Genomic DNA, 23,215 nt, shown 5'->3' on the forward strand with positions numbered 1-23,215 from the left:
AGTCTTACCTAGTCTTGAGTGGGTTGTAGTTGTGCATTGAGCTGCTGCAATTTAGCTTCTAGACGGTCAATATCTTGATTAAGCTTACGCGTAGCTTGATTTAAATTGTCCATTTCCCAACGTGGGGCAAATAAACCACTGTCTTCTTTTAAAGCATCTTCAGCAAAAAATAGATGGCTTTGAAGAGAACGTTTTAAATGCTTTGGTGCAAGCTGAATCTTGCCAATTTCATGAGCGAGTTGAGGACCAACCCATTTTGATAAATGCGCAGCTAAATCAGGTTCAGCTTGCTGCATAATTTTTTGAATATCTTGTAATAGGTGATAGTCACCTTCTAGTGGGATATTACCAATCTGGTCTGCATCACTCACCAATAGTTTGATGAGTTCAACCACATCTTTGACATGCAAAGTTGCTGTTGCTTCAGAAATTTTGAATTGCGGATCAAAAGGGCGTTGTTCAAAAATAGAAGGTTTTTCGCTATGCCCAGTTGCAGTAGGTTCAAGACGTACTTTTTCTTGGTCAAAGAATACATCGACAGAAAGCTGCGGGCTATCAATCACAACACGCAACATTTTGCCTTGTAACTGATTGAGCTGAATGCGGGTTAATGCATCCAGATCGATCAGATGATGAATGATACGTTCGACTGCACCGAGTGCCAGAATCGACCACATATCGCTATACCTTACAGTTTGAAGCCACGGTGAACGGCAACGATACCAGCAGTTAAGTTGTGATAGTCACAGTTCTGGAAACCAGCATTTTCCATCATACCTTTTAAAGTACGTTGGTCTGGATGCATACGAATTGATTCAGCTAAGTACTTATAGCTTTCTGAGTCATTGGCAACCAATTTACCCATAATCGGTAAAGCAGTGAATGAATAAAGATCATAAAGTTTTGAGAATGGTTCAAATACAGGTTTAGAGAATTCAAGAATCAGTAAACGGCCACCTGGCTTAAGTACACGGAACATAGAAGCAAGTGCTGCATCTTTATCAGTTACGTTACGTAAACCAAAGCTAATAGTTACAAGGTCAAAGCTGTTATCTGCAAATGGCTCTAATGTTTCTGCATTGGCAAGAACGAAATCGACATTGGTACAGCCTGCATCGATCAGACGGTCACGACCAACATTCAGCATAGACTCGTTAATGTCTGAAAGTACCACATGACCTTGCGGACCTACTTCACGGCTAAATACTTTTGCTAAGTCGCCTGTACCGCCCGCAATATCCAACACGTGTTGACCACGGCGAACACCAGACATATTAATTGCAAAGCGCTTCCATAGACGGTGAATACCAAATGACATCAAGTCATTCATCAAGTCATATTTGCTTGCAACCGAGTGGAAAACTTCAGCAACTTTTTGAGCTTTATCTTCAGTTCTAACTGTTGAGTAACCAAAGTGTGTTGTTTCACCAACGTTGCCAGTGTTACCAGCGCCACGTGGTAAATTATATTTAGGTACAGAACCACTAACAGGTGTATCTGTTAGTGTTTGCTGTAAAGATTGTTGTTGCCCTTGAGGTGTACCTTGCGGTAAAGGTGAGCTTAGGAATGGGCTAACTTTGTCTGAACTTTGTGCCTGCTCAGTTGGAGATGTTGGCTTTTGGTTTTCGTTAGACATATTGTCTCTCCTAGACTCAAACTCAAGTGAAACGGAATAAGTTCTGCATGATGACAGATTTTGTCTATTTTTACAGGCATCATCATGCAAATATAATGAATAAAATCTCAACTTCGTGAGGTTGAGTTTTTCTATGTGCCGACCTTATCACACTCTAAACGGATTCGGATGCCCTGAATGTACATTTTCAACAATTTGGCGTTCTTTTTCCGTAAAAGTCTTGATAAAGCTCTCGGCAGATTTTAACGGTTTCATCGCACTAAAACCATCTTGAATAAAATCATACATCAATTCGAAATGATATTTTTGAGCAATTCCTTTACACATTTTAAATGCAGTGAACATCATAAATGAACGCATGTATTTGTCTAAAGCGATCCCTAGATCGTCAAGAAGAGCAAGCTGTTGATAACGGGCTTCTGCTTGATCAAGCTTGATTAAGGTTAAGCGCATGATCTCGTCGGTGAGTACGGTATCTGCTGGGTAGTCTGCGAGAAGTTGCATGGCCACTTGCTCATCAAGTTGAGTCGCAAGCACAGCCAAACTTACCGATTTAGTTCCGGTTTTAATCGCATTTTCAGGCAATACTTTTTCGGCTTTATGGGCATATTTCAATAGACGTTCAATTTGTGCAGCAAGCGCATCGAACTCTGGGCCACCATATAAACGGTTTAAAAAATACTCTGACATGAGCTTATGCTCTGGCAAATTAAAAAAGTCATGATGGGTATCTTTCATCCTCTCTTTTAGCCATGTTTGTACATCTTGCAAACGTTGGGCAAGCACAGGATTATCATGATAATTAAATGTTTTATATTGTTGTAAAAGATCATCAAAAGCAGCGAGTTTAGACATGTAAGGCTCTAATATTGGGCTATTTACAAAAAATCATAAGAGGCATTGTAACCTTCTACTATGGCGAGTAGATGTAAAAAAATGATTTATGCGTCAATTTTTAAGTGAAATCTTGCCGCAATGACATAATTTGTATAGCAATTCATCATTTAAGCGCATAAGTTAAAGATCATCGAAATTAAACAATAAAAGATTAGAGCTCCAGACTATGAGTAAACAACAACCGAAATTCGAAATTCGAGATAAAGAACAGCTTTCAGTCGATTTGATTGAAGCACAATATGCTTTAAAAGATAGTCGAGGTAAGCCTAATGCTAAAAGTACATTGATATTAATGAGTGGTATTGAGCTTGCTGGAAAGGGGGAGGCAGTTAAGCAGCTTCGCGAATGGTTAGACCCGAGATATTTGCGCGTAAAAGCAGATGCGCCACGTATGCTCACCGATACAGAAGCATTTTGGCAGTTTTATTCAGAATTTATTCCAACTGAAGGCCAAATTGTGGTGATGTTTGGCAATTGGTATAGCGACTTGCTTGTCACAGCAACTCATGTTGCAGAGCCTTTGGATGAGGCACGTTTTGATGCGTATGTTGAAAATATGCGTTCATTTGAGCAAGACTTAAAAAATAATTATGTCGATGTGATTAAAGTCTGGTTTGACCTTTCTTGGAAATCATTGCAAAAACGGTTAGATAAAATAGACCCTTCTGAACAGCACTGGCATAAACTCCACGGCTTAGACTGGCGTAATAAAAAACAATATGACACTTTGCAAAATTTACGCCGCCGTTTTACCGATGATTGGTACATTATTGATGGGGAAGATGAAACACAGCGTGATCAGTTTTTTGCCCAATATCTTTTGCAAAATATGCGTGATTTACCTGAGCATGAAAGTGAAGTCAAAGGAAAATGGCAGCAAGCAAAGATTCCTGAAAGTTTGTTAAAACCTGCTCAGGAACAGCTCGATAAAGCCGAATATAAAAAAGAGCTCGATAAACTGAGCAAAAGAATTGCAGATAGCATGCGCTTTGATAAACGAAATGTGGTGATTGCGTTTGAAGGAATGGATGCCGCAGGTAAAGGTGGTGCCATTAAACGAATTGTTAAAAATTTAGATCCGCGTGAATATGAAATTCACTGTATTGGAGCCCCTGAACGTTTTGAAGCGAGACATCCTTATTTATGGCGTTTCTGGAACCGTATTAATGAAGCTGAAAAAATTACGATTTTTGACCGGACATGGTATGGTCGCGTACTCGTTGAGCGAGTTGAAGAGTTTGCGTCACCTTTAGAGTGGCAAAGAGCATATGATGAGATTAACCGCTTTGAAAAAGATTTGTTTGATAGTCAAACCATTGTAGTGAAAATTTGGCTAGCGATTAGTAAAGATGAGCAAGAGCAGCGTTTTAAAGCCAGAGAAGAGACACCGCATAAACGCTTTAAAATTACCGCAGAAGACTGGCGTAATCGTGATAAATGGGATGATTATTTAAAAGCGGCGGCAGATATGTTTGAACGGACGAGCACTGAGTATGCGCCTTGGCATATTGTTGCGACTGATGACAAATATACAGCTCGGTTAGAGGTGTTAAGAGCGATTTTAAAACAGTTAAAGGCAGACTAAGGTCTGCCTTTAACTGTTTAAATATTACTGCTTATTTGATTATGCAAGTTGATCATTCATTGATGGAGATTCTATAGCAAGAGTTTTCCGATTGCGAAATACAATAAGCGTTGCAATTAAACTAATGATTGCGGCAAACATTAACCAGAAAGCAGGCATACTTTTGCTGCCAGATTCTTGTACAAGATATGTGGCAATCATAGGCGTTAACCCACCAAATATAGATGTGGCAAGACTATACGCTACAGAGAACCCAGCAATTCTTACAGAGCTTGGCATCATTTCAGTGAGGGAAACGACCAATGCGCCGTTATAGAAACTATAGAGCAGAGATAGCCAAAGTAGTGAAACTAACATGTGTGCCAAACTAATGTTTTGAGTCAGCCAGCTTAATAGTGGATAAGCACTTACAAAAATTAAAACTGTTGTGGTGATCAATAATGGTTTTCGACCAATTTTATCTGATAAATAACCACCTATAGGTAATAGAATAAAGTTACTTGCCCCGACCATTACCGTTGCAAATAAGCTTTCTGCAGTTGTTAAATGTAGAACTTCTTTTCCATAAGTTGGGGTGTAAACTGTAATGAAATAGAACATGGTTGTAGTTGTTGCAACCATACACATCCCAACGACTACAATTTTCCAATTCGCTGCAAGCGTTGACATAATTTGTTTAGTAGTTGGATGCTCTTTTCGAGAGGCAAAAGCTTCGGTTTCGGCTAAAGATTTACGTAACCAGAATATAAACGGAATAATTGCACAACCAACAAAAAATGGAATACGCCAAGCCCAAGCATCAACTTGTGCTTTCGTAAACGCTAAGCTGACTAAATAGCCTAATGTGGCAGCAAAAATTACAGCAACTTGTTGGCTAGCAGATTGCCAACTGGTAATAAACCCACGGTTATGTGGTTCAGCAATTTCAGATAAATAAACGGAGACACCACCTAGTTCAACTCCAGCTGAGAAACCTTGGGCTAGACGACCAACAAATATTAAGACAGTGGCTGCAAATCCGATGGTGGCATATCCAGGTGTTAATGCAATTAACAAGGAACCAAGTGCCATAATACTTAAGGTGACCATTAATCCTTTTCGGCGGCCAATTCGATCGACATATGGACCTAAGACGAGTGCGCCAATTGGTCGCATCAAAAAGCTAACGGCAAATACCAAAAAAGTTTTCATTAGTGCGGCATAGCTGCTATCAGAATGAAAAAAAGTTTCACCTATCGCTTTTGCATATAGACCGAAGAGGAAAAAGTCATATTGTTCTAGGAAGTTGCCACTGGTTACATTAAAAATGGCACGTAAACGGGATGTTGATTGTCCATATTCCACAATGACTCTCCGTATTTCATTTGGCATTGTAGACTGAATAATAGACTTTTAAACTTTAGTAAAACTTAAAAAAATAAGTGAAGATTACAGTTTTTAATATATCTTTTGTTTTATTGTGTAAATTTTAAAAGCAAAAAATAAGGCACAGTCACGTGCCTTAAAAAATTACGATAGGATTGTATTAACTCTCAAGTACTGTAGAGTTGATTCCCTTTTGTTGAATGCGTTTAGCAAGGTTATAGCTATCATTTAGATGAGTTTGTGCTATTTTTTTCATCATAAAATAACCTAAACTTGCTGCAACAATTTGTCCGCCTAATGGTATAAATTTTGTCACTTGTTTGGTTACGATTTTGCCAAAGAAACCATTAAAGGTTTTTTTAACGGTTGTACGCGCGACCATAAAACCTGAAAATTGAAAGCCACGTTTACGCAATTCATCCCAATGAATAGTTTTTGTTTTTGGATCATAGACGCTGACATGTTCAGGTGCTAAGCCAAAGCGAGCATTAATATCGGGAATAAGCTGTGTCAAAATTCCCAAATCTACGACCACGTCAAAAAAAGGAATCGGTACAATTGCTGCACCAGCAGACACGTAAGCTCTTTTCTGAATGAGATCGTGGCACTCATCGCGAATTTGTTCCAGATTTAGGCTAGGATCAATATAGTCAGGAATGTTATCAATTTTCATAATGTTTACCTGTAATGGGTTCCTTAATGGTGCCTTCCAAACACAAGGCAAGTGACACCTAAAGTTAGATTATGCTGTGTTTAAACCAACGTGACATAGTCAGATTCAGTTGTATAGTAATGAATGTTTATGATTTTGTGCATAAATTATGCGAGTAGGGTATGAAATAAATGGGCATCCATGTTATTCAAAGTCAACGTATTGATGTGTTGTTGCAGGGCGTACTCGCATCTACGTCCCAACCTTCTACGCATCCTTTACAGGTTTTGAAAGCCCAGCATTTTATTGTACCTAGTCCTGCAGTTGAGCAGTGGCTGATACAAAAACTTGCAGAACAACAAGGAATGACGGCCAATTACCAGTTCCATCAACGAGTTCGCGGTTTTCAGTGGTACGCCTATCAACAGGTTCTTACTGCGCATAAAGAACAGGTTCGTAAAGCGAATATTCCACGCTTGATTTTTAAATGGCGTGTACATCAAGCCTTACAAGAATTTATTCAGCCTGATGAAATGAGTATAGATGACTCTCATCCATTACATTCTATTGTTCAGCGTATTTATGACAGCGCAGATCGACTTGAACAAGGGATTGAGAAACAGCTAAAAAAACAAAAAATGTTGTATTGGGTTGCCGAGCAGGTTGCCGATTTATTTAGTAACTATATGGTCTATCGGGGACAGTGCCAACGTGGTTGTGAAAATACCTGTACTTGTCCAAATAACTGGTTAGCAGCGTGGGGACAAGGCCGAGCACTTGATATCGAAAAGTATATTGCGCAGAAAGATAAAGAAATTTCTGCTTTTACTTTGCAGCAAACACAAGAGTTAGAACGTTGGCAGCGCTGGTTATGGCAGCAGCATTTTCATGATGATTTTATGCAAATGCAGCAAATTGACGAGCTGTTTTGGCAGGAATTAGACCATCCTGAGCGCCAGAAGAAGGCATTATCTCGTTTGCCAGAGCAAATTGTCGTTTTTACTTTGCTAGATTTACCGCCTAGCCAGCTTCAATTTTTGCGCCGTTTAGGGCAATACATTGATGTTTTGATTTTGCACTATAACCCTTCACAGGAATATTGGGCCGATAGTGTCGATCCGCTGTGGAAACAGCGTTATGACTTAGGTGTGAAAGAGCGTTTTATAGCGAAAAATCCTCAAGCGACCGATGCTGAAATTGCCGATTTTTTTGATAAATTTACGCTTAACTTTAATGCTGAGGCGCGTGAGTCGAGACATCCACTTTTAACAAGACTGGGCAAACAAGCCCGCGACCACTTCTCATTACTTTCGAACTTGTCTACTGGTGAGGAAGGTAAATGGGTCGACGCCTTTGTAGATGATTTTCCTGAAAGTTTACTTGGCAAAGTTCAGTCAGATATTTTGCATTTGGTGGAACCACAGCCTAAGCAATATGAACTCGCATCGAACGATGACTCCATTCAAATTCATGTTTGCCACTCAACGTTGCGACAACTTGAAGTATTGAAGGAGCAGTTGATTGGCTGGTTGGCTAAACCGTATGAACAGCCGCGTCGCCCAAATGATATTCTGGTTTTAGTGCCTAATTTGGCAGAAGTTGAGCCTTTAATACGAAGTGTTTTTCCAGCTACGGCAACTGAGCAAGGTGTGCATTTACCCGTAAAAATTGCAGGTATTGCCTCACTTGATGCACTCAATGCATGGCGTGCCGTGATTGGGCGTATTCACCTTATGCAAGGACGATTTAGCTTTGATGATTTCGCTGATTGGCTTGGTTTACATGCGACGCAGCAGTGCTATGCTCTTGAATATGCTCAAGTAGAGCGAGTTTTGGCATTACTGGCCGATGCAGGGTTTAAACGTGGTCTTGATGCAGAGCATCTGAAACGTAGCTTATGTGACGGCGACGATGATTATCGTTATAGTTTTAAATTTGCTTTAGAGCGGTTAGCGCTCGGCATTGCAATTCCCGAACATGCTACATTTAATCAGGTGCTGAGTTACGCTAAAGTTCAACCAGGCGATTTTGAGCTGATTGGTACGCTCATTCAGATTTATCAAGATTTAAATGAGCGCCGTGATTGGCTGATTATGCACGAGCAAAGAAAAGTACATACAGTAGAATACTGGCTGCAAGTGTTGTCGCAAGATATAGTCGAGTTTGAACAGGCTGGTGTTGTTGCTTTAAAAACTGCTCGAGAAATTGTGAAAAAACAAGAGCGTATGTTAACGCTTGCGAGTTACTATGCCGAGGCAGAAACAGGCACCTTACGTAAAATTACCTTGCCTTTGCCTTATATCCTCGATGAGATTCAGCGAACTTTAGAAAACCAGACGGCACAAGCTGAACCGACTGGGCAGATTACCTTTGCCCAGATTGGACAAATTCGTCCCTTACCTTATCGCTTAATTGTGATGTTGAACCTTGATGCAGGGCAGTTTCCAAACCGTGATACCCACGTGCCATTTGATTTGATGGATGCTTTACGTCAACAACTAGGTGACCGTTCCCGTCTTGAGGATGACCAAGGCGCTTTCTTAGACGCCTTACTTTTAGCTCAAGAAAATCTATGGCTGTTTTATAACGGTTTTGATGTCAATGACGGTGAAGTGAGAGACCCTTCAAGTATTCTTCAAGAGTTCCGTGAGCATCTTGCGCTTATTGTAAAACCGGAGCCAAATGCACCTGAACGAGAGGTCATTGAAGGCATTGAAATTCCGTCTCAATTAAAGCAACTCTATCATTTACATTATTTACAGCCGTTTGACCCTAAAGGTTTCATGGCGGATAACAGCTATATTCGCTATCAAGATCATTGGTTTAACGTGGCGATGCAAATTCAACAAGCATCTGGTGTTCTTAAGCCTTGGGCGAATACATCTTATCCTTTGGAAATACCTGACATGCTGGTTTTAGATAGCCATCAGTGGATACAGGATGTGACTTTCCCTGCACGCCTTTATTTAAAAACTTTAGGTGTCGAAAATTTGGGAAGTGTGGGGGAGCTAGATCAAAATGAACCTTTGCTTTTAGGTGGTTTAGGCCGTTATACCATTCGACATTTTTTACAGCAAAATGAACAACAGGCGCAGCCTGAGGCTCTACTTGATCAATTACCTGTAGGCAAAGTTCAATACAGTGCATGGCAACAGGGCATTTTCGAACAGGAATGTTTGCTTGAACGTCTTCATCACTATGCATCAGCCGTGACACAAACCACGCAGCGAGTCTGGCGAATTGCCAAACAGCTGCATATGAATATTACAGTGCCAAAATCTGAAACTCAGGATTGGGTCAGCATGGAAGCATCAAGTGCTCGGGCAAAAAGACGTGCAAAAGTCTGGTTAGAGTACCTGCTTTGGTTGGCTTATTTAAATGAAGGAAGTGCAGGGGCTAAAAGACGCCGTATTGTAGTTTTTAGTGATCAGACCGTGATCTGTAAAGGTATTAGTTCGGCGCAAGCTCGACAGTATTTACAACCGTGGTTTAAGATCTGGCGTTATGCTCAACAGCAACCACTGGTGCTACCAGCAGCTTTAATGCTAAAGCCTCTGGAAAAAGCTAAGGCATATCAGTGGGAAACAACCAATCCGACAGAAAAAACAAAACTGGATGAGAAGAGCTATACCGAGCTGTTAAAATACTGGAATGAAACTGGGTCATTTACCGCTATCGATATGACTCAAAATGAAGCGTGTAAGTTGCATAAGGACTGGCGTTTTATTTTGCAAGAACAAGATGCACAAGCATTGCTTCAACACGCTTGTGATGAGTTTGCATATGATTTGTATCATCCAGTTTTTCAATTTCAATATTCGGAGTAAGGCATGAACTCAAGAGTACAGGTGTCTTATCAACCTATTACTGATATTGAATTTAGCGGATTGCACTTAATTGAAGCTTCGGCGGGTACCGGGAAAACCTATACACTGTCGAGTTTGATGGTACGTATTTTCCTTGAGAAATATTTACCGCGCCAAGTCATTGCGACCACGTTTACCCGTGCTGCTGCGGCCGAGTTGAAAAGCCGAATTCGTGCACGTCTGGTCGAAACCTACCGTTACTTAGATACTAAGCGGAGTCTGACTGAAAAAGAGATTCTTTTACAGGCTGAGCTTGAATCTGACTTATTACTGCAACATGTTCTCAAGCATTTTGCGACACGTATTGCCTATGCCTGTGAGCGTTTAAAGCTCGTCATCGATCAGCTAGATGAGTTGTTTGTCGGAACACTCGATAGCTTTAGCCAAAAACTATTACGTGAGTTTGCTTTTGAGAGCGGCAAAATTGAACGTGCTCAAATTACCGATGATGCTAAAACCTATAGCCGCCAACTGATTCATGATGTACTACGTGAATGGATACAGTCTCAGCCTCAAACTGTGATTGATGCGTTGTATCTGGCAGGTGAGTTAAAAAGTGTCGACAGTTTTGTCAAACTGGTCGAAGACTCACTGAACTTTAGTTCGGCTCACTTTAAACTTCCCGAAAAGCCTACCATTGAATTTGAACAACTTGCGCAGCTCAAACAGTTGGCATCAGAAATTGACTTAAGCCTTTTAGAGCCGTATTACCTGCTTGATGGCGAACACTATAAACATGTAAGCGGCACGATATTTCGTAATGGGGCGTTTAACAAATTATTTAGCGAGTGTTTACCGCAGCTTTTACAAGTTCTAACGCAAAGCGACAGTATTTTAGTTTTTGATGGATCTTTGGCAGCACAACGGGAACTCGTTTTTAAGTTTTTAGGCCAACTTACCGATCAGAAAGTTTTTAAAAAATGTCCTGCCGAAATTTCAGATGGATTCTATCAACATCCTTGTATTCAGCAGATTCAGCAGTTATTTGGTGTGCTGAAAGACTACGCTGAACAGTTCGATCAGCTTCATATTTATTTAAAAGCCTATTTGTGTGTAGAGGTGAAAAAACGTTTACCTCAGGTTTTACAAAATAAGGGTGAGACGACTTTTTCTCAGCAAATTCGTACTTTGTCAGAAGCTTTAAAGGGCGAGCAGGGGCAACGTTTCGCCGTATTTGTGCAGGCTCGATATCCCTTAATTTTAGTCGATGAATTTCAAGACACTAACCAAGACCAAGACGATATGCTCGCCAGCATTTGGCGTCATCCAGAGCGTTACCAAAAAGGTTGCATGATTATGGTGGGTGACCGTAAGCAGGCAATTTACGGTTTCCGTGGTGGGGACATGCTTACCTTTTTAAATGCCTATAAAGATATTCAGGCAAAGCATGGTCGAGAATATAAATTAATTCATAACCATCGTTCAGTCGCTGACTTGGTTGAAGTGGTTGATGCCTTGTTTCAAAGGCAAATCGACTTCGGTGAGCAAGTTCAATATGACTCAATTCGGGCAGGGACTCGACCTCACCCAGCTTTAGTCGATCAAAATCAGTCTAACCCGCACCCTTTACGTTGGCTTCTACTGAAAGACAAGGAAACGGAAGCACAGCAAGTAGCATGGAAGATTCGGGATTTACTCAATCAGTCACATACTGGGCAGTTATATCTTCAAAGAGATACTCAGACCCAAGCTTTAAATGAAGATGATATTGCGGTCTTGTCACGCAATCATGATGGCCTTGATAAAGTTCAGTTTGAATTAGAACGTTTAGGAATACGCGTTAACCGGCCATCAAAACGAAGTGTTTTTGATTGTACAATTGCTCAAGATGTTGGAGCCTTACTCACCGCGATTCTTCATCCTTACGATGAGGCAAAAGTGAAACGAGCTTTGATTAGCCGATTGTTTGCTATGGATCTAAAACAACTGTTGCAACTTGAGCAAACAGCTGAAGGTTTAAGCCAGTTTATGACAGGCTTTGATGCTATTCGGGAGCTTTGGTCAGCTCAGGGCTTTTTAGTGGCATGGCAGCAATGTTTAAACCAATTTGGCATTTGGAAAAATCTAGTTGCTGTCCAGAGTAAAGATAATGAGCGGGTTGTGGTGAACTTGCGTCATTTGACCGAAATTTTAAGCCAACATAGCGAGAAATATCAGGGTGCGCAAAATCTCTATCATTGGTATCTCAAGCAATTACAGTCACCGCTTGACCGTGAGTGGGAGCTAGAGCGTAGATTGTCGAGTGAAGCTGGCGTACAGCTCATGACTATTCACCAGTCGAAAGGACTTGAGTTTAAAATTGTCTTTTTGCTTGGGGCTGATAAGCCATTTCGTGAAAATAACAAAACACTTAATTTCTCAACTCAAGATGTCACTACGCCTGAATCTGCTCAAACCGTAACACAACGAGTTGTTGCGATTGCCGATAAAGCATATTTAAACGAAACCGAACTGAAGCAGCATGAAGAACGGGCTTTGGCGGAACAGAACCGCCTTTGGTACGTGGCTTTAACCCGTGCTAGTCATCGTGTTTATGCGCTTATGCAAGATACAGATGGCAAGTCTGTTTCAGGTTTAGCTTTTTGGAAAAACAGAGCTGAACCTTTCCAGCACCGTTGTTGTTGCGATGAAATGATTTTGGAGCAACCACCTGTTGCCATGCATTTAAATCAACACATCAATATTATTGAAATACAGGCACAACACTTTCCTGACCAGCGCTTTTATTCGAGAGGCAAAACCAGTTTTAGTTATCTGGCACAGCATTTAAGACATAAAGTAGGTACAGATTTACTTACGAGCCAGAGCTATGAAGCTGTTTTAGCCGAAGATGAACTCGATCAGGTTATTTCTGTTGAAGTGACCGCAGCACAGCCAATTAGCTGGATCAAAAGCAACTTTCCTAGAGGAACACTTGCAGGTAATTTCTTACATGAAATTTTTGAACATATTGATTTTCAATGTGCAGATGAGTGGGTAAGTGAAATACGTCGTCGTTTTAAAAATGACTATAGTAGTTTGTGGCAAGATTTATTAATCAAATACCAAGAAAGCTTTCCCGAAAAACAAGAAGCGGAATATTCGCTTTATCACGCTGTGGCGACATGGCTGCAAGAGATTCTAAACACGCCGTTATATCAAGGTTTTCGCCTAAATCAGTTGCAACCAGAGCACTATTTATCAGAGTGTCCTTTTTATTTGGCCTTGTCAGATCGGGTGTTAGCCATGAAACGTATTCAGCAGCTGTTTGCTGAATATGGAATGGAAATGCCTGAGTTATTAGAGGCTCGTTCTGCACGTTATTTAAATGGTTCGATAGACTTGGTTTATTTTGATGGGCAGCGTTATCACATTGCTGACTATAAGAGTAACTACTTGGGTGAAAACCTTGCCGATTACAGTGTAGAAAGTATTGCTCAAAGTATGTCTTTAGCCAGTTATTGGTTGCAAGCGGGCTTGTATTTGGTTGCGCTACATCGTTATTTAAAAGTCAAAATGCAAAATTATGATATTGAGCAACACCTAGGTGGGGCGACTTATCTTTACTTGCGTGGTATGAATGGCGAAGCTGAGCAGGGTTATTATTATTGGCAGCCAAGTACAGAATTTGTTCTACGACTTGATGCTATTTTAGGGTACTTTGCTGAGGATAAAATTGCATAAAAAATGCTGATAAATGATCTAATTTTAGAATTAACAAATACTTGGGGTGTGGATAATCCTGTCTATAACCATGTGGACAAGCGTGTGGAAAACTAGGTGGATAAGTGTGTGGACAATCTAAATAGCCCTGAACAAAGCGATTTAAGCTGGTTGACGACTTGGAGTACCTTTCTAAATCAAGCTCCGTTTACTGCACAGACACAAGCTCCAGAGGCAGCTTGTTTTTTGCAGCAGCTTATTGAAGCGAGCTTGCAAGGTGACAGTTGTATTGCGATTAGCCCAGAAGAAACAGAAACACTTGGTCAAATGGCGATATCCGCAGAACAAGCGATGTCTCAAGTTGCCCCTTGTGTCCACGACGGGCAGGGGTTGGCATTATACCGATATTGGAACCTAGAGCAACGTCTAGCTGAGCAAATTCGTCGATTAAAGCAACAACCAATTCAACCAGTTTCGTGTGAAGAGCATTTAAACTTACTCACTGACCCACATCAGCAAGCTGCTTTGCAAATGGTGACTCAGCAGAGCTTAAGTATCATTACAGGTGGGCCGGGGACAGGTAAGACGTATACGTTGGCTCGTATTATTGCTGTACTTAGCCAAGCCATCCCGCATATTCGTGTGGCGATGGCTGCTCCGACGGGTAAAGCTGCACAGCGTATGCAAGAAGCCTTACAAAACTCGTTTAACGACCCTAAGCTTCTTGAGTCAGGACTAGTTAGTGATGAACTAAGAAACCAAAGTACCCAAACTATTCATCGCTTATTGGGTATGGGGCATAGTCAAACTCCACTTTTTAATCAAAAGCAGACTTTGCCTTATGACGTTATTGTGGTGGATGAGGCCTCTATGCTGGATTTAAATCTGGCAACTTTATTATTTGAAGCGGTGCCTGAGTCTTGCCGAATTATTTTGCTAGGCGATGCCAACCAGCTTGCTTCAGTAGATGTTGGAGCGGTACTTGCAGATTTACAGCAAATCGACGCTTTGTCTGAAAACCGTGTTCACCTTCAAACCAGCCGCCGTTTTGCAGAAGGTGCGTTAATTGGGCAAGTGGCACGATTTATTCAAATGCAAACCAGTCAGATCAATCATGAGAAGGTTCTACAGCAATTTGAAATTGATATTGTTCAGGTTTCAGAGTTACGTTCAATTCCTTTAGAAGCTAATATGCCCGATGTGGTTCAGCTTGAATACTTACCTGAGGGGGCATCTATAGAGCTAGAAGCTTACTATCAAAAATTGATGGTGGGTTTTCAAGGCTATGTGCAAAGCCTAAAAGCTTATTTACAAGATGATCGCTCAATTGAGCATATTGAAAATATAGTTAAATCATTCGATGACTACCGTATTTTAACTGCTGTACGTCATGGACCATTTGGCTTACAGCAACTTAATCAATATGCCGAACGTTGGTTACAACAACAGCTAGGTATCGTGACCTTAGGAGGATGGTATGTTGGTCGTCCAGTTATGATGACTTATAACGATTACCAACTTGGCATTTCAAATGGTGACATTGGTTTATGTTTTGAACACCGTACTCAGCCTCAACAGTTTGAAGTGTATTTTCCTAGTTTAAATAAATGGGTTGCTGCAAACAGACTACCTAAAAGTATTCAAAGTGCATTTGCCTTAACCATTCACAAATCGCAAGGCTCTGAATTTACACATACTGCTGTAGTTCTCGATCAGGCTGCCAAGAATTTGCTAAGCCAAGAACTTATTTACACTGCGATTACACGAGCGAAAAAGGTAGTGAGTCTTTTGGTTTACCCTGAGGCTTTATTACAATCTTTTACAGTTCGTACGACAAGAAGAAGCGGTTTAGTTGAAAAGGTTAATCGGTTAGTTCGTTAAGTCAAACTTAATATTTTGACCTTTGTAAGAAAAAGCTTACATAGATTCGAGATATTTGCTGCTAGAGAACACCCCCTGTTTTTGAGATTATAAACGCACAACGAGCTTGGCAAGGAATGTCGGGCAAAATCGCACAATAATAATAACTTAAGTCGAGAGACTGCGAACTTACAATGAAGTAGGTGAATAAAGAGGAAACTTACAGCCGCTAAGCCTTGTAGTTTTGGGAGAGACTACAGGGCTTTTTTATATTTTGAGTTTTTATCATGTCAAATAAATTAAATAAATCTTTATGTATTTCACAGGATTTCTTGTCCTTATTATCAACAATTTAAACCAATCGTATTAATATATTTATTTGTAATATGATTCTTAAATAGTCATTTTTCCTGTGAATTGTTAAGTTAAATGTTATACAGAACCGTACGTTATTTAGCTGTTACAGACAAACGCTAAATATTAGACAGACCTGTACGTTTTTGCTTACATGATGATAAGAAAAATACTACTTTTCTTCATAATTGGATATGAGAGAATACATCCCATAAGGAAATAGAAATAAAAACAACGGAAGTGAGTAAAACTAGAAGAAAGATGTATAAAGCATCTCACATATAACAATAAGAACAGCGATAAACACGATAAATAAGAACTACAGCGCCAAAAACCCAAGCAGAAATGCTTGGGTTTTTTATTTTATAGCTAGATTATTGCTATTTAAACTAGATCTGTTTCATGTGAGTCACTACCGAACAATGAACGACGTTGATCTCTAGGAATTCGAGGACATTGGCTAGAAATTTGATAGAGCAGATTTGCCAAAGCAGGCAGATGAGTACCTACTACGGATTTTCCAGTAGTCAACAGAGAAACACTAATATCACGCTCTGGATCGGCCCAACATAAAATATTGGAAAAACCAAGATGACCAAAAGCTTGACCAGTCATTGGACCAAATAAACCTACCGGATTGCTACCGAGCATTGGACCTAATGCATAACGCATCGGGATTAATAAGGTTCGGTCAATATTAACTCCTGTGGTCGGTAGAGTTGCTCTAAAAATTGTTTTCTCACTTAAAACTTGTTTGCCTTGATAACTTCCACCACTCAAGAGCATTTCGAAAAAACGTCCAGCCTGTTCGGCACTCGTATAAATGTTACCGGCAGGACAAATCGTATCCATAAAGCGGCTGTCATTAGTGACATCTACAGCGAGTTGTAAACCGCCGCCTAATACATGATTGAGATAATGATCTGTCCCCAAGCGAGGATGTAAGCCTGTTGCACAATTGAGTGCGACTTTTGCACGATATTCTGGCTTCAAACCATAGTTAAAATAGGGCATACCCATCGGTTTTTCGATGGTCTCATGTACAAACTGACGAAGATCTTGTCCTGTGACCCGTTCAATAATTTCTCCCAAAATGTAACCTGCAGTTACAGCATGATAGGCGAGGTGATTACCTGCAGGAGAAACGGGTCTTGCTGCATATAGACGCTTTAAAATTTCATCTTTATCAAAAAGCAGTTCAGGAGTGACTTCGCCGTCTATATAAGGGATGCCGCCACGATGTGCTAATAAATGAAAGATCGTCGCACGGCGCTTCCCATTTACACCATATTCTGGAATGTAATAACTGACAGGATCGAGTAAGTTGATTTCACCTTTTTCATCTAAAAGATGAATCAGCATGGCAGTAATCATTTTTGAGGCTGAAAATAAACAAACAGGAGTGTCAGGCGTTGCAATGAGTGCATTATTTTGCAGACCTGCTGGAGAGTTCCCCTGAGCATAGCCGATGCTTCGATTTAATAAAATTTTCCCCTGTCTGCGTAAACAAAATGTAATGAGTGGATAATTTCCAGTTTTATAAAGCGACTCAATACTTTTCCAGATCTTTTGAACCTGATGTTCATTCATTCCACCTTGTTCAGCAGGCACCTCATCTTTGTGATGAATGACTGATCCAATATCGTCTGGTACTGGACAGGTGTTAGCCGAAAATATTTTCACACGTCCCTCGCGCTTCTTTCTTTTTATTGAAGGCCAAGTGTGCAGGGTTCGGACGCTGATGTCAGTGTCTAAAATGACAGGTAACTGAAAACAATTTTGCAATCCATATATAGATACCTTAAAATAGGCGACTTGCTGTAGTGATGCACGGCAGTCAGTTGCGCTCAACTGATTCATATCATTTTATTTTTTAAGCATCTCGGAGAAATCGAATGGCTTTAACTAATGCAGACCGCGCAGAGATCATTGCTAAATTTGCTCGCGCTGAAAACGACACTGGTTCACCAGAAGTACAAGTAGCTTTATTGACTGCTCAAATCAATGATTTACAAGGTCACTTTAAAGCTCACAAACACGACCACCATAGCCGTCGCGGTTTGATCCGTATGGTTAACCAACGTCGTAAATTACTTGACTACTTAAATGGTAAAGACCACGAGCGTTACACTGCTTTGATCGGTGCTTTAGGTCTACGTCGTTAATTCGATTTTGCTTTGTTTTCGGTTTATCGCATGTTGTTATGCTTTGTTCCTGAAAAGAAAGTTTCGTCTAATCACCGTTAGGCGATTTATAGAAGGGGCGCTTGTGCGCTCCTTCTTTGCGTTTAATATTATTTAAAATTTTTGGTCTAGTGTGATGGCTTCTAAGCTTTGTCATTTATCTACCAATTGGTGTAGTCTGAATGCCAAACCTTAGGGGTCTCACTAGAATAAAATTAGGAAAATACAATACATGTCAATGTTTAACATCGTTCGTAAAGAATTCCAATTCGGTCAACATCAAGTCGTTTTAGAAACGGGTCGCGTTGCTCGTCAAGCGAATACAGTTTTAATCACAATGGGTGGTGTAACTGTTTTAGTTGCAGTTGTTGCTCAACCTAAAGCAAAAGCGGGTCAAGACTTTTTCCCGTTAACAGTTAACTATCAAGAAAAACAATATGCAGCGGGTCGTATCCCTGGTGGTTACGGTAAGCGTGAAGGTCGAGCGTCTGAAGCTGAAACTTTAATTTCACGTCTTATTGACCGCCCAATTCGTCCATTGTTCCCAGAAGGTTATTTCAACGAAATTCAAGTAACAGCAACAGTTGTTTCTTCTGACAAAACTATGGATGCTGATATCGCAGCAATGCTTGGTACATCAGCAGCATTGTCTATTGCTGGTACTCCTTTCCGTGGTCCAATTGGTGGCGCACGAGTTGGTTTAATTAACGGTGAATACGTTTTAAATCCGAATTTTGAACAACTTGCTCAATCTGACCTTGACCTTGTGGTTGCTGGTACAGAGTCTGCTGTATTAATGGTTGAATCTGAAGCAAAAGAACTTTCAGAAGACCAAATGCTTGGTGCTGTGCTTTTCGGTCATGACGAAATGCAAATCGCGATTCAAGCAATTAAAGAATTTGCTGCTGCTGCCGGTGCAGTGGAATCAACTTGGGTTGCTCCAGCTAAAAATGAAACACTTCGTGAGCAATTAAAAGCAGCTTTCGAAGCTAAAATTTCTGAAGCGTATACGATTGCGGTTAAACAAGATCGTTATGCAGCATTAGATGCACTTTATGCAGAAGCTGTAGCTCAGTTCGTTCCTGAAAATGACGAAACAGGTCTTGCTGACGAAGTAAACGAATTATTTGAAGACCTTAAATACCGTACAGTACGTGACAACATCTTGTCTGGTAAGCCACGTATTGATGGTCGTGATACTAAAACTGTTCGTGCGATCGACGTTCAAGTTGGCGTATTAGACCGTGCACACGGTTCTGCATTATTTACACGTGGTGAAACTCAGGCGTTAGTAACAACAACATTGGGTAATACTCGTGATGCGTTAATGGTTGATACGCTTTCTGGCACTAAAACTGACAACTTCATGTTGCACTACAACTTCCCTGCATACTCTGTAGGTGAAACAGGTCGTGAGTCTGGTCCTAAACGTCGTGAAATTGGTCATGGTCGTTTAGCACGTCGTGGTGTTCAAGCTGTTCTTCCTGCTGCTGACCGCTTCCCATACGTTATTCGTATTGTATCTGACATTACTGAATCTAACGGTTCATCTTCAATGGCTTCTGTATGTGGTGCGTCATTATCTCTTATGGATGCAGGTGTTCCACTTAAAGCGCCAGTTGCGGGTATCGCAATGGGCTTAGTGAAAGAAGGCGATCGTTTTGCGGTACTTTCAGACATCTTAGGTGACGAAGACCACCTTGGTGACATGGACTTTAAAGTAGCAGGTTCTGCAAACGGTATTACTGCACTTCAAATGGACATCAAGATCGAAGGTATTACTGAAGAAATTATGGAGGTTGCGTTAAACCAAGCATTTGCTGGTCGTATGCACATCCTTAATGAAATGAACAAAGTAATTTCACGCGCTCGTCCTGAAATTTCAATGCATGCTCCAACATTTGAAGTAATTACTATTAATCCGGACAAAATCCGTGACGTAATTGGTAAAGGTGGTGCAACTATCCGTCAAATTACTGAAGAAACTAAAGCTGCTATTGATATTGAAGATAACGGTACAGTTCGCGTATTTGGTGAAACTAAAGCTGCTGCTAAAGCTGCAATTGCAAAAATCCAAGCGATTACTGCTGAAGTTGAGCCAGGTAAAATCTATGACGGTAAAGTTATCCGTATCGTAGAATTTGGTGCGTTCGTAAACATTATGCCTGGTACTGATGGTCTTCTTCACATTTCGCAAATCTCGAATGAGCGTATTGCGAACGTAACTGACGTTCTTAAAGAAGGTCAGGAAGTTAAAGTACAAGTTGCTGATGTTGACAACCGTGGTCGTATCAAATTGACTATGAAAGATATTGAGCAAGCATAATTGCTTAACTCACTAATAAAAAAGTCCGCTTGATGCGGGCTTTTTTTATGGCATGATGCAAGTAACACACAAATAGATCGACGTGGTATGCAGATTTATTATTTTTATCGTCATCAAAAGGATGGCTATGTTTTTTTGAGCCGAGAAAAGCACACTGAACATGTTCTAGAGTTTTTCTGGATTGATAGTGTGAGATCTGATGTTGTTAACCATAATGAAGAATGGCAACAAAAAATTCAGCAGCTTTCAGATGTCGCAATTAATGAATTTCATATGCGAGATATTGCCAATATTGAGCATCCTTGTGCCTTTGATACGCTTGAAGAATATGATCTGCTCATTTTCAAAAAGCTTGTGACACCTGATGATGAAATTAAAAATGGGGAAACTCACGAGAGTGTATTTGGCTTAGCTACCACGCCAATTAGTTTTATTTTTACGCCTAAAGTTCTGATTAGCGTACGTGAGCAGGGCAACAAGTCGATTGAAAATTATATTCAGCGTCTTGAAAATATTTTATGTAAAACCTTAGAAGAGCAAAACAAAACCCGTAAGTTGCCTAATTCACCTGTAGATTTGTGTTTACGTCTGCTCAATAGCATGGTGGATGGTTATCTTGATATTCGTTCACCTTTAACTAGAAGGGTCGAGCATTGGCAACAACAGCTATTACAGGGCAATCGCCGTTTTAAACAATGGCATCAACTGTTTCATGAAAACATGGCCTTTCAACAGGTCGAAAATTTATGCGAAGAGCAAATCGAAACCTTACAAGAGTTTCGAGATGAAATTGTAGAAAATTATCATCATGTGATTGGTGAGCGGACACATAGTTCTCAAGATCTTCTGTTAGTTCGTTTGAATGATTTAATGAGTCATGTCGAACGTATTCAAAAGCATACTTTACGTTTACGTAGCGCTATTCAGTCGGCAATTGATTTGCATTTCTCAGCGATTGCAAACCAGACCAATGAAAATATGCGTATTCTTGCCATTATTACGGCCGTATTTGCACCGCTTACACTCTTAACAGGTATTTATGGAATGAACTTTGAGTTTATTCCAGGGCTTAAGTCGCCAGTGGGGTTCTGGATTATGCTTGGTGTCATGTTGCTCAGTACGGTTTTCTTGCTTTACTACTTCTATCGACAGCATTTGGTAGGGCGTGGCGAGAAAAGTGTTATTGATTTATTGGCTCAGCAGCACCGCCAAGAGCGTATGAATTTGTTCTGGTTTTTGGAATATGAACCGATTAAGCAGACTTTGAAGGAAGTGGAGAAGATTACTCGGTTGAAGTAATAGGAATTTTCAAAATCAGTAAAGTTGATTTGTTAGTACTGCCTCAAATTTAGGGATTAATTTGATACTTATTGCATAGGCATATCCTTACTTTTGACTGGGCAAAAGTAACAAAACCCCTTTCTTGGGCTGACGGTACATCCATGTTACCGCAGCCCAAAAGGCGGCATTCATGCCGCCCATCACGTTAGCTCATACCTGTGTGAAATATTATTTAGAAGAAAAATCTTAATGAAAATGCTTCAACTGTTTTCTAAGTTGTTGCACTTCATCAATCAAATCTAACATCACCGCAACTGCTGCCAAACTTGCATCAAAGTCTCGTTGTAAACGGTAAGCTTTACGAGCACGAACGACATCTTCACCCATGAACTGATGTTTCTCAGGGGTACTTTCAATCACTAAAATGTCGTACTCAATAAGCTCTAAAATCCAGTCCGGGCTTTGACCACAGGCTTGGGCAAATTGTTGTAAGTCAAATGTAGATTGTTCATCAACGACTTCAGCACTAAAGGTGTGGCCGTCACATACAATTTCTCGATAATGGATGGTTGTCATGATCTTGCTCCCTAATGAGATGAACGAGGTTCGAATGAAGCAAAGGCTTCAGCCAATTGCTGATACGCTTCTTTTTCTTTTTCAGAATGTGCAGGCGGGAATACAATATTTAAAATTAAATAAAGATGGCCTGGCGTTTTATTTGGTATCCCTTTGTCTTTTAAACGTAGCTGTTGTCCTTGTTTTGCATTTTTAGGTAAATTGACATGTAACGACCCAGCAGGTGTTTTTACCTCAATACCTTGACCTAATGCAGCCTCCCAAGGTGCTACATCTACAGTTAAATATACATCACTGCCTTCGACATGAACACGATCGGTATCTTTATATTGAATCTCGATATAAAGATCGCCGTTGGCACCACCATTGATACCACTTTGTCCTTGTCCGCTTAGGCGAATTTGTTGGCCTTCCTTCATGCCTTTCGGTATTTTCACCTGTAGGGTTTTACGTTGTACCTCAGGCTCACCATAGACATTCACAGTCGGAATTTGTAAGGTAATCTGTTGTGTTGATCCATGGTAGGCAATATCAAGATCAACCTCTATGCTGGCATGCTGATCTTCACCTCGGTAACTGCGTTGTTGTCTTTGGTATTGTTGTTGCCCACCGCCAAAACCAGCACCAAAACGGCCGAACAAATCCTCGAAACCGCTAAAATCAGCTTGTTCGCCACCGCCGCCCGTAAAGCCCTGACGATAAAAACGCGCGCCATCAAATCCACCTTGAGCTGCACCTTGACCAAAGTCATTAAAGCCCTGTGGGTGGTCTAACATTTGGTCATATTCAGCTTTTTTTTCTGCATTGCTTAAGGTGTCATAGGCAACGTTAATCGCCTGCATTTTTTCTTCTGCATCTTTTTCTTTGCTGATATCGGGATGATATTTACGAGCTAATTTCCGATATGCTTTTTTAATTTCATCAGCAGAGGCTTCTCGTGTAACCCCTAATTCTTCATAATAATTTTTGGCCATAATGTTTTATCACGATGG

15 protein-coding genes are annotated in these 23,215 nt (G+C 40.5%); 7 read left to right on the forward strand and 8 right to left on the reverse strand.

The features are described 5' to 3' along the window. Nucleotides 1-8: 8 nt before the first annotated feature. From B554_RS0102755 to B554_RS0102765, 3 genes are all read right to left on the reverse strand, one after another. Entirely contained in the window at nt 9-677 is a 669-nt protein-coding gene (locus B554_RS0102755; protein ID WP_004699044.1) for an SCP2 domain-containing protein, read from the reverse strand. An 11-nt stretch (nt 678-688) separates the two neighbouring features. After that, nucleotides 689-1,636 (reverse strand): bifunctional demethylmenaquinone methyltransferase/2-methoxy-6-polyprenyl-1,4-benzoquinol methylase UbiE, encoded by a 948-nt coding sequence (gene ubiE / locus B554_RS0102760; protein WP_004699042.1) that lies wholly within the window; start codon nt 1,634-1,636, stop codon nt 689-691. 147 nt (nt 1,637-1,783) lie between these two features. Then, a complete protein-coding gene (locus B554_RS0102765) occupies nt 1,784-2,491 on the reverse strand; it encodes an FFLEELY motif protein (protein WP_019456887.1) in 708 nt (235 codons plus the stop codon). A 208-nt stretch (nt 2,492-2,699) separates the two neighbouring features. Here B554_RS0102765 and B554_RS0102770 point away from each other — a divergent pair, with 208 nt between their 5' ends. Beyond that, on the forward strand, nt 2,700-4,118 hold the full coding sequence (locus B554_RS0102770; protein ID WP_019456888.1) for a polyphosphate--AMP phosphotransferase: 1,419 nt from the start codon (nt 2,700-2,702) through the stop codon (nt 4,116-4,118). Between the two features lie 39 nt (nt 4,119-4,157). On the opposite strand, the gene B554_RS0102775 is transcribed toward B554_RS0102770, so the two are convergent. Next, nucleotides 4,158-5,462, reverse strand: a complete 1,305-nt coding sequence (locus tag B554_RS0102775; RefSeq protein WP_019456889.1) for an MFS transporter — start codon at nt 5,460-5,462, stop codon at nt 4,158-4,160. Nucleotides 5,463-5,643: 181 nt separating this feature from the next. Continuing rightward, on the reverse strand, nt 5,644-6,156 hold the full coding sequence (locus B554_RS0102780; protein WP_004699033.1) for a hypothetical protein: 513 nt from the start codon (nt 6,154-6,156) through the stop codon (nt 5,644-5,646). Nucleotides 6,157-6,326: 170 nt separating this feature from the next. Between B554_RS0102780 and B554_RS0102785 the strand changes: the two genes are divergently transcribed. The 3 genes from B554_RS0102785 to recD all read left to right on the forward strand — a co-directional run bounded on the left by B554_RS0102785 (nt 6,327) and on the right by recD (nt 15,524). Continuing rightward, nucleotides 6,327-9,962 (forward strand): exodeoxyribonuclease V subunit gamma, encoded by a 3,636-nt coding sequence (locus tag B554_RS0102785; RefSeq protein ID WP_019456890.1) that lies wholly within the window; start codon nt 6,327-6,329, stop codon nt 9,960-9,962. A 3-nt stretch (nt 9,963-9,965) separates the two neighbouring features. Further along, on the forward strand, nt 9,966-13,664 hold the full coding sequence (locus B554_RS0102790) for a UvrD-helicase domain-containing protein (RefSeq protein WP_019456891.1): 3,699 nt from the start codon (nt 9,966-9,968) through the stop codon (nt 13,662-13,664). Nucleotides 13,665-13,772: 108 nt separating this feature from the next. Continuing rightward, nucleotides 13,773-15,524, forward strand: a complete 1,752-nt coding sequence (gene recD / locus B554_RS0102795; RefSeq protein WP_019456892.1) for an exodeoxyribonuclease V subunit alpha — start codon at nt 13,773-13,775, stop codon at nt 15,522-15,524. Between the two features lie 717 nt (nt 15,525-16,241). Here recD and B554_RS0102800 read toward each other — a convergent pair. Next, nucleotides 16,242-17,540, reverse strand: a complete 1,299-nt coding sequence (locus B554_RS0102800) for an EstA family serine hydrolase (protein WP_025465061.1) — start codon at nt 17,538-17,540, stop codon at nt 16,242-16,244. Nucleotides 17,541-17,752: 212 nt separating this feature from the next. Between B554_RS0102800 and rpsO the strand changes: the two genes are divergently transcribed. The 3 genes from rpsO (at nt 17,753) to B554_RS0102815 (ending at nt 21,665) form a co-directional block, all read left to right on the forward strand. Continuing rightward, nucleotides 17,753-18,022: a 30S ribosomal protein S15 gene (gene rpsO / locus B554_RS0102805; protein ID WP_001229357.1), complete on the forward strand. Its 270-nt coding sequence runs from the start codon at nt 17,753-17,755 to the stop codon at nt 18,020-18,022. A gap of 256 nt (nt 18,023-18,278) precedes the next feature. Continuing rightward, on the forward strand, nt 18,279-20,366 hold the full coding sequence (gene pnp, locus B554_RS0102810) for a polyribonucleotide nucleotidyltransferase (RefSeq protein ID WP_171057767.1): 2,088 nt from the start codon (nt 18,279-18,281) through the stop codon (nt 20,364-20,366). Between the two features lie 87 nt (nt 20,367-20,453). Continuing rightward, the gene (locus tag B554_RS0102815) at nt 20,454-21,665 is read left to right on the forward strand and encodes a magnesium transporter CorA family protein (protein ID WP_019456895.1); all 1,212 of its coding nucleotides are present in this window, start codon (nt 20,454-20,456) and stop codon (nt 21,663-21,665) included. A 228-nt stretch (nt 21,666-21,893) separates the two neighbouring features. Here B554_RS0102815 and B554_RS0102825 read toward each other — a convergent pair whose 3' ends face one another. After that, nucleotides 21,894-22,223 (reverse strand): chaperone modulator CbpM, encoded by a 330-nt coding sequence (locus tag B554_RS0102825; protein ID WP_019456897.1) that lies wholly within the window; start codon nt 22,221-22,223, stop codon nt 21,894-21,896. An 11-nt stretch (nt 22,224-22,234) separates the two neighbouring features. Continuing rightward, entirely contained in the window at nt 22,235-23,197 is a 963-nt protein-coding gene (locus B554_RS0102830; protein ID WP_019456898.1) for a DnaJ C-terminal domain-containing protein, read from the reverse strand. Between the last annotated feature and the right edge of the window lie 18 nt (nt 23,198-23,215).

This window comes from Acinetobacter sp. GG2, assembly GCF_000292385.1.
GTDB classification, from domain to species: Bacteria; Pseudomonadota; Gammaproteobacteria; order Pseudomonadales; family Moraxellaceae; genus Acinetobacter; species Acinetobacter seifertii.

Excerpts from the sequence above, each read along its gene's own strand:
- B554_RS0102755 (WP_004699044.1), bottom strand. The coding sequence starts at position 677 with ATGTGGTCGATTCTGGCACTCGGTGCAGTCGAACGTATCATTCATCAT.
- ubiE (WP_004699042.1), bottom strand. The coding sequence starts at position 1,636 with ATGTCTAACGAAAACCAAAAGCCAACATCTCCAACTGAGCAGGCACAA.
- B554_RS0102765 (WP_019456887.1), bottom strand. The coding sequence starts at position 2,491 with ATGTCTAAACTCGCTGCTTTTGATGATCTTTTACAACAATATAAAACA.
- B554_RS0102770 (WP_019456888.1), top strand. The coding sequence starts at position 2,700 with ATGAGTAAACAACAACCGAAATTCGAAATTCGAGATAAAGAACAGCTT.
- B554_RS0102780 (WP_004699033.1), bottom strand. The coding sequence starts at position 6,156 with ATGAAAATTGATAACATTCCTGACTATATTGATCCTAGCCTAAATCTG.
- B554_RS0102785 (WP_019456890.1), top strand. The coding sequence starts at position 6,327 with ATGGGCATCCATGTTATTCAAAGTCAACGTATTGATGTGTTGTTGCAG.
- B554_RS0102790 (WP_019456891.1), top strand. The coding sequence starts at position 9,966 with ATGAACTCAAGAGTACAGGTGTCTTATCAACCTATTACTGATATTGAA.
- rpsO (WP_001229357.1), top strand. The coding sequence starts at position 17,753 with ATGGCTTTAACTAATGCAGACCGCGCAGAGATCATTGCTAAATTTGCT.
- pnp (WP_171057767.1), top strand. The coding sequence starts at position 18,279 with ATGTTTAACATCGTTCGTAAAGAATTCCAATTCGGTCAACATCAAGTC.
- B554_RS0102815 (WP_019456895.1), top strand. The coding sequence starts at position 20,454 with ATGCAGATTTATTATTTTTATCGTCATCAAAAGGATGGCTATGTTTTT.
- B554_RS0102825 (WP_019456897.1), bottom strand. The coding sequence starts at position 22,223 with ATGACAACCATCCATTATCGAGAAATTGTATGTGACGGCCACACCTTT.
- B554_RS0102830 (WP_019456898.1), bottom strand. The coding sequence starts at position 23,197 with ATGGCCAAAAATTATTATGAAGAATTAGGGGTTACACGAGAAGCCTCT.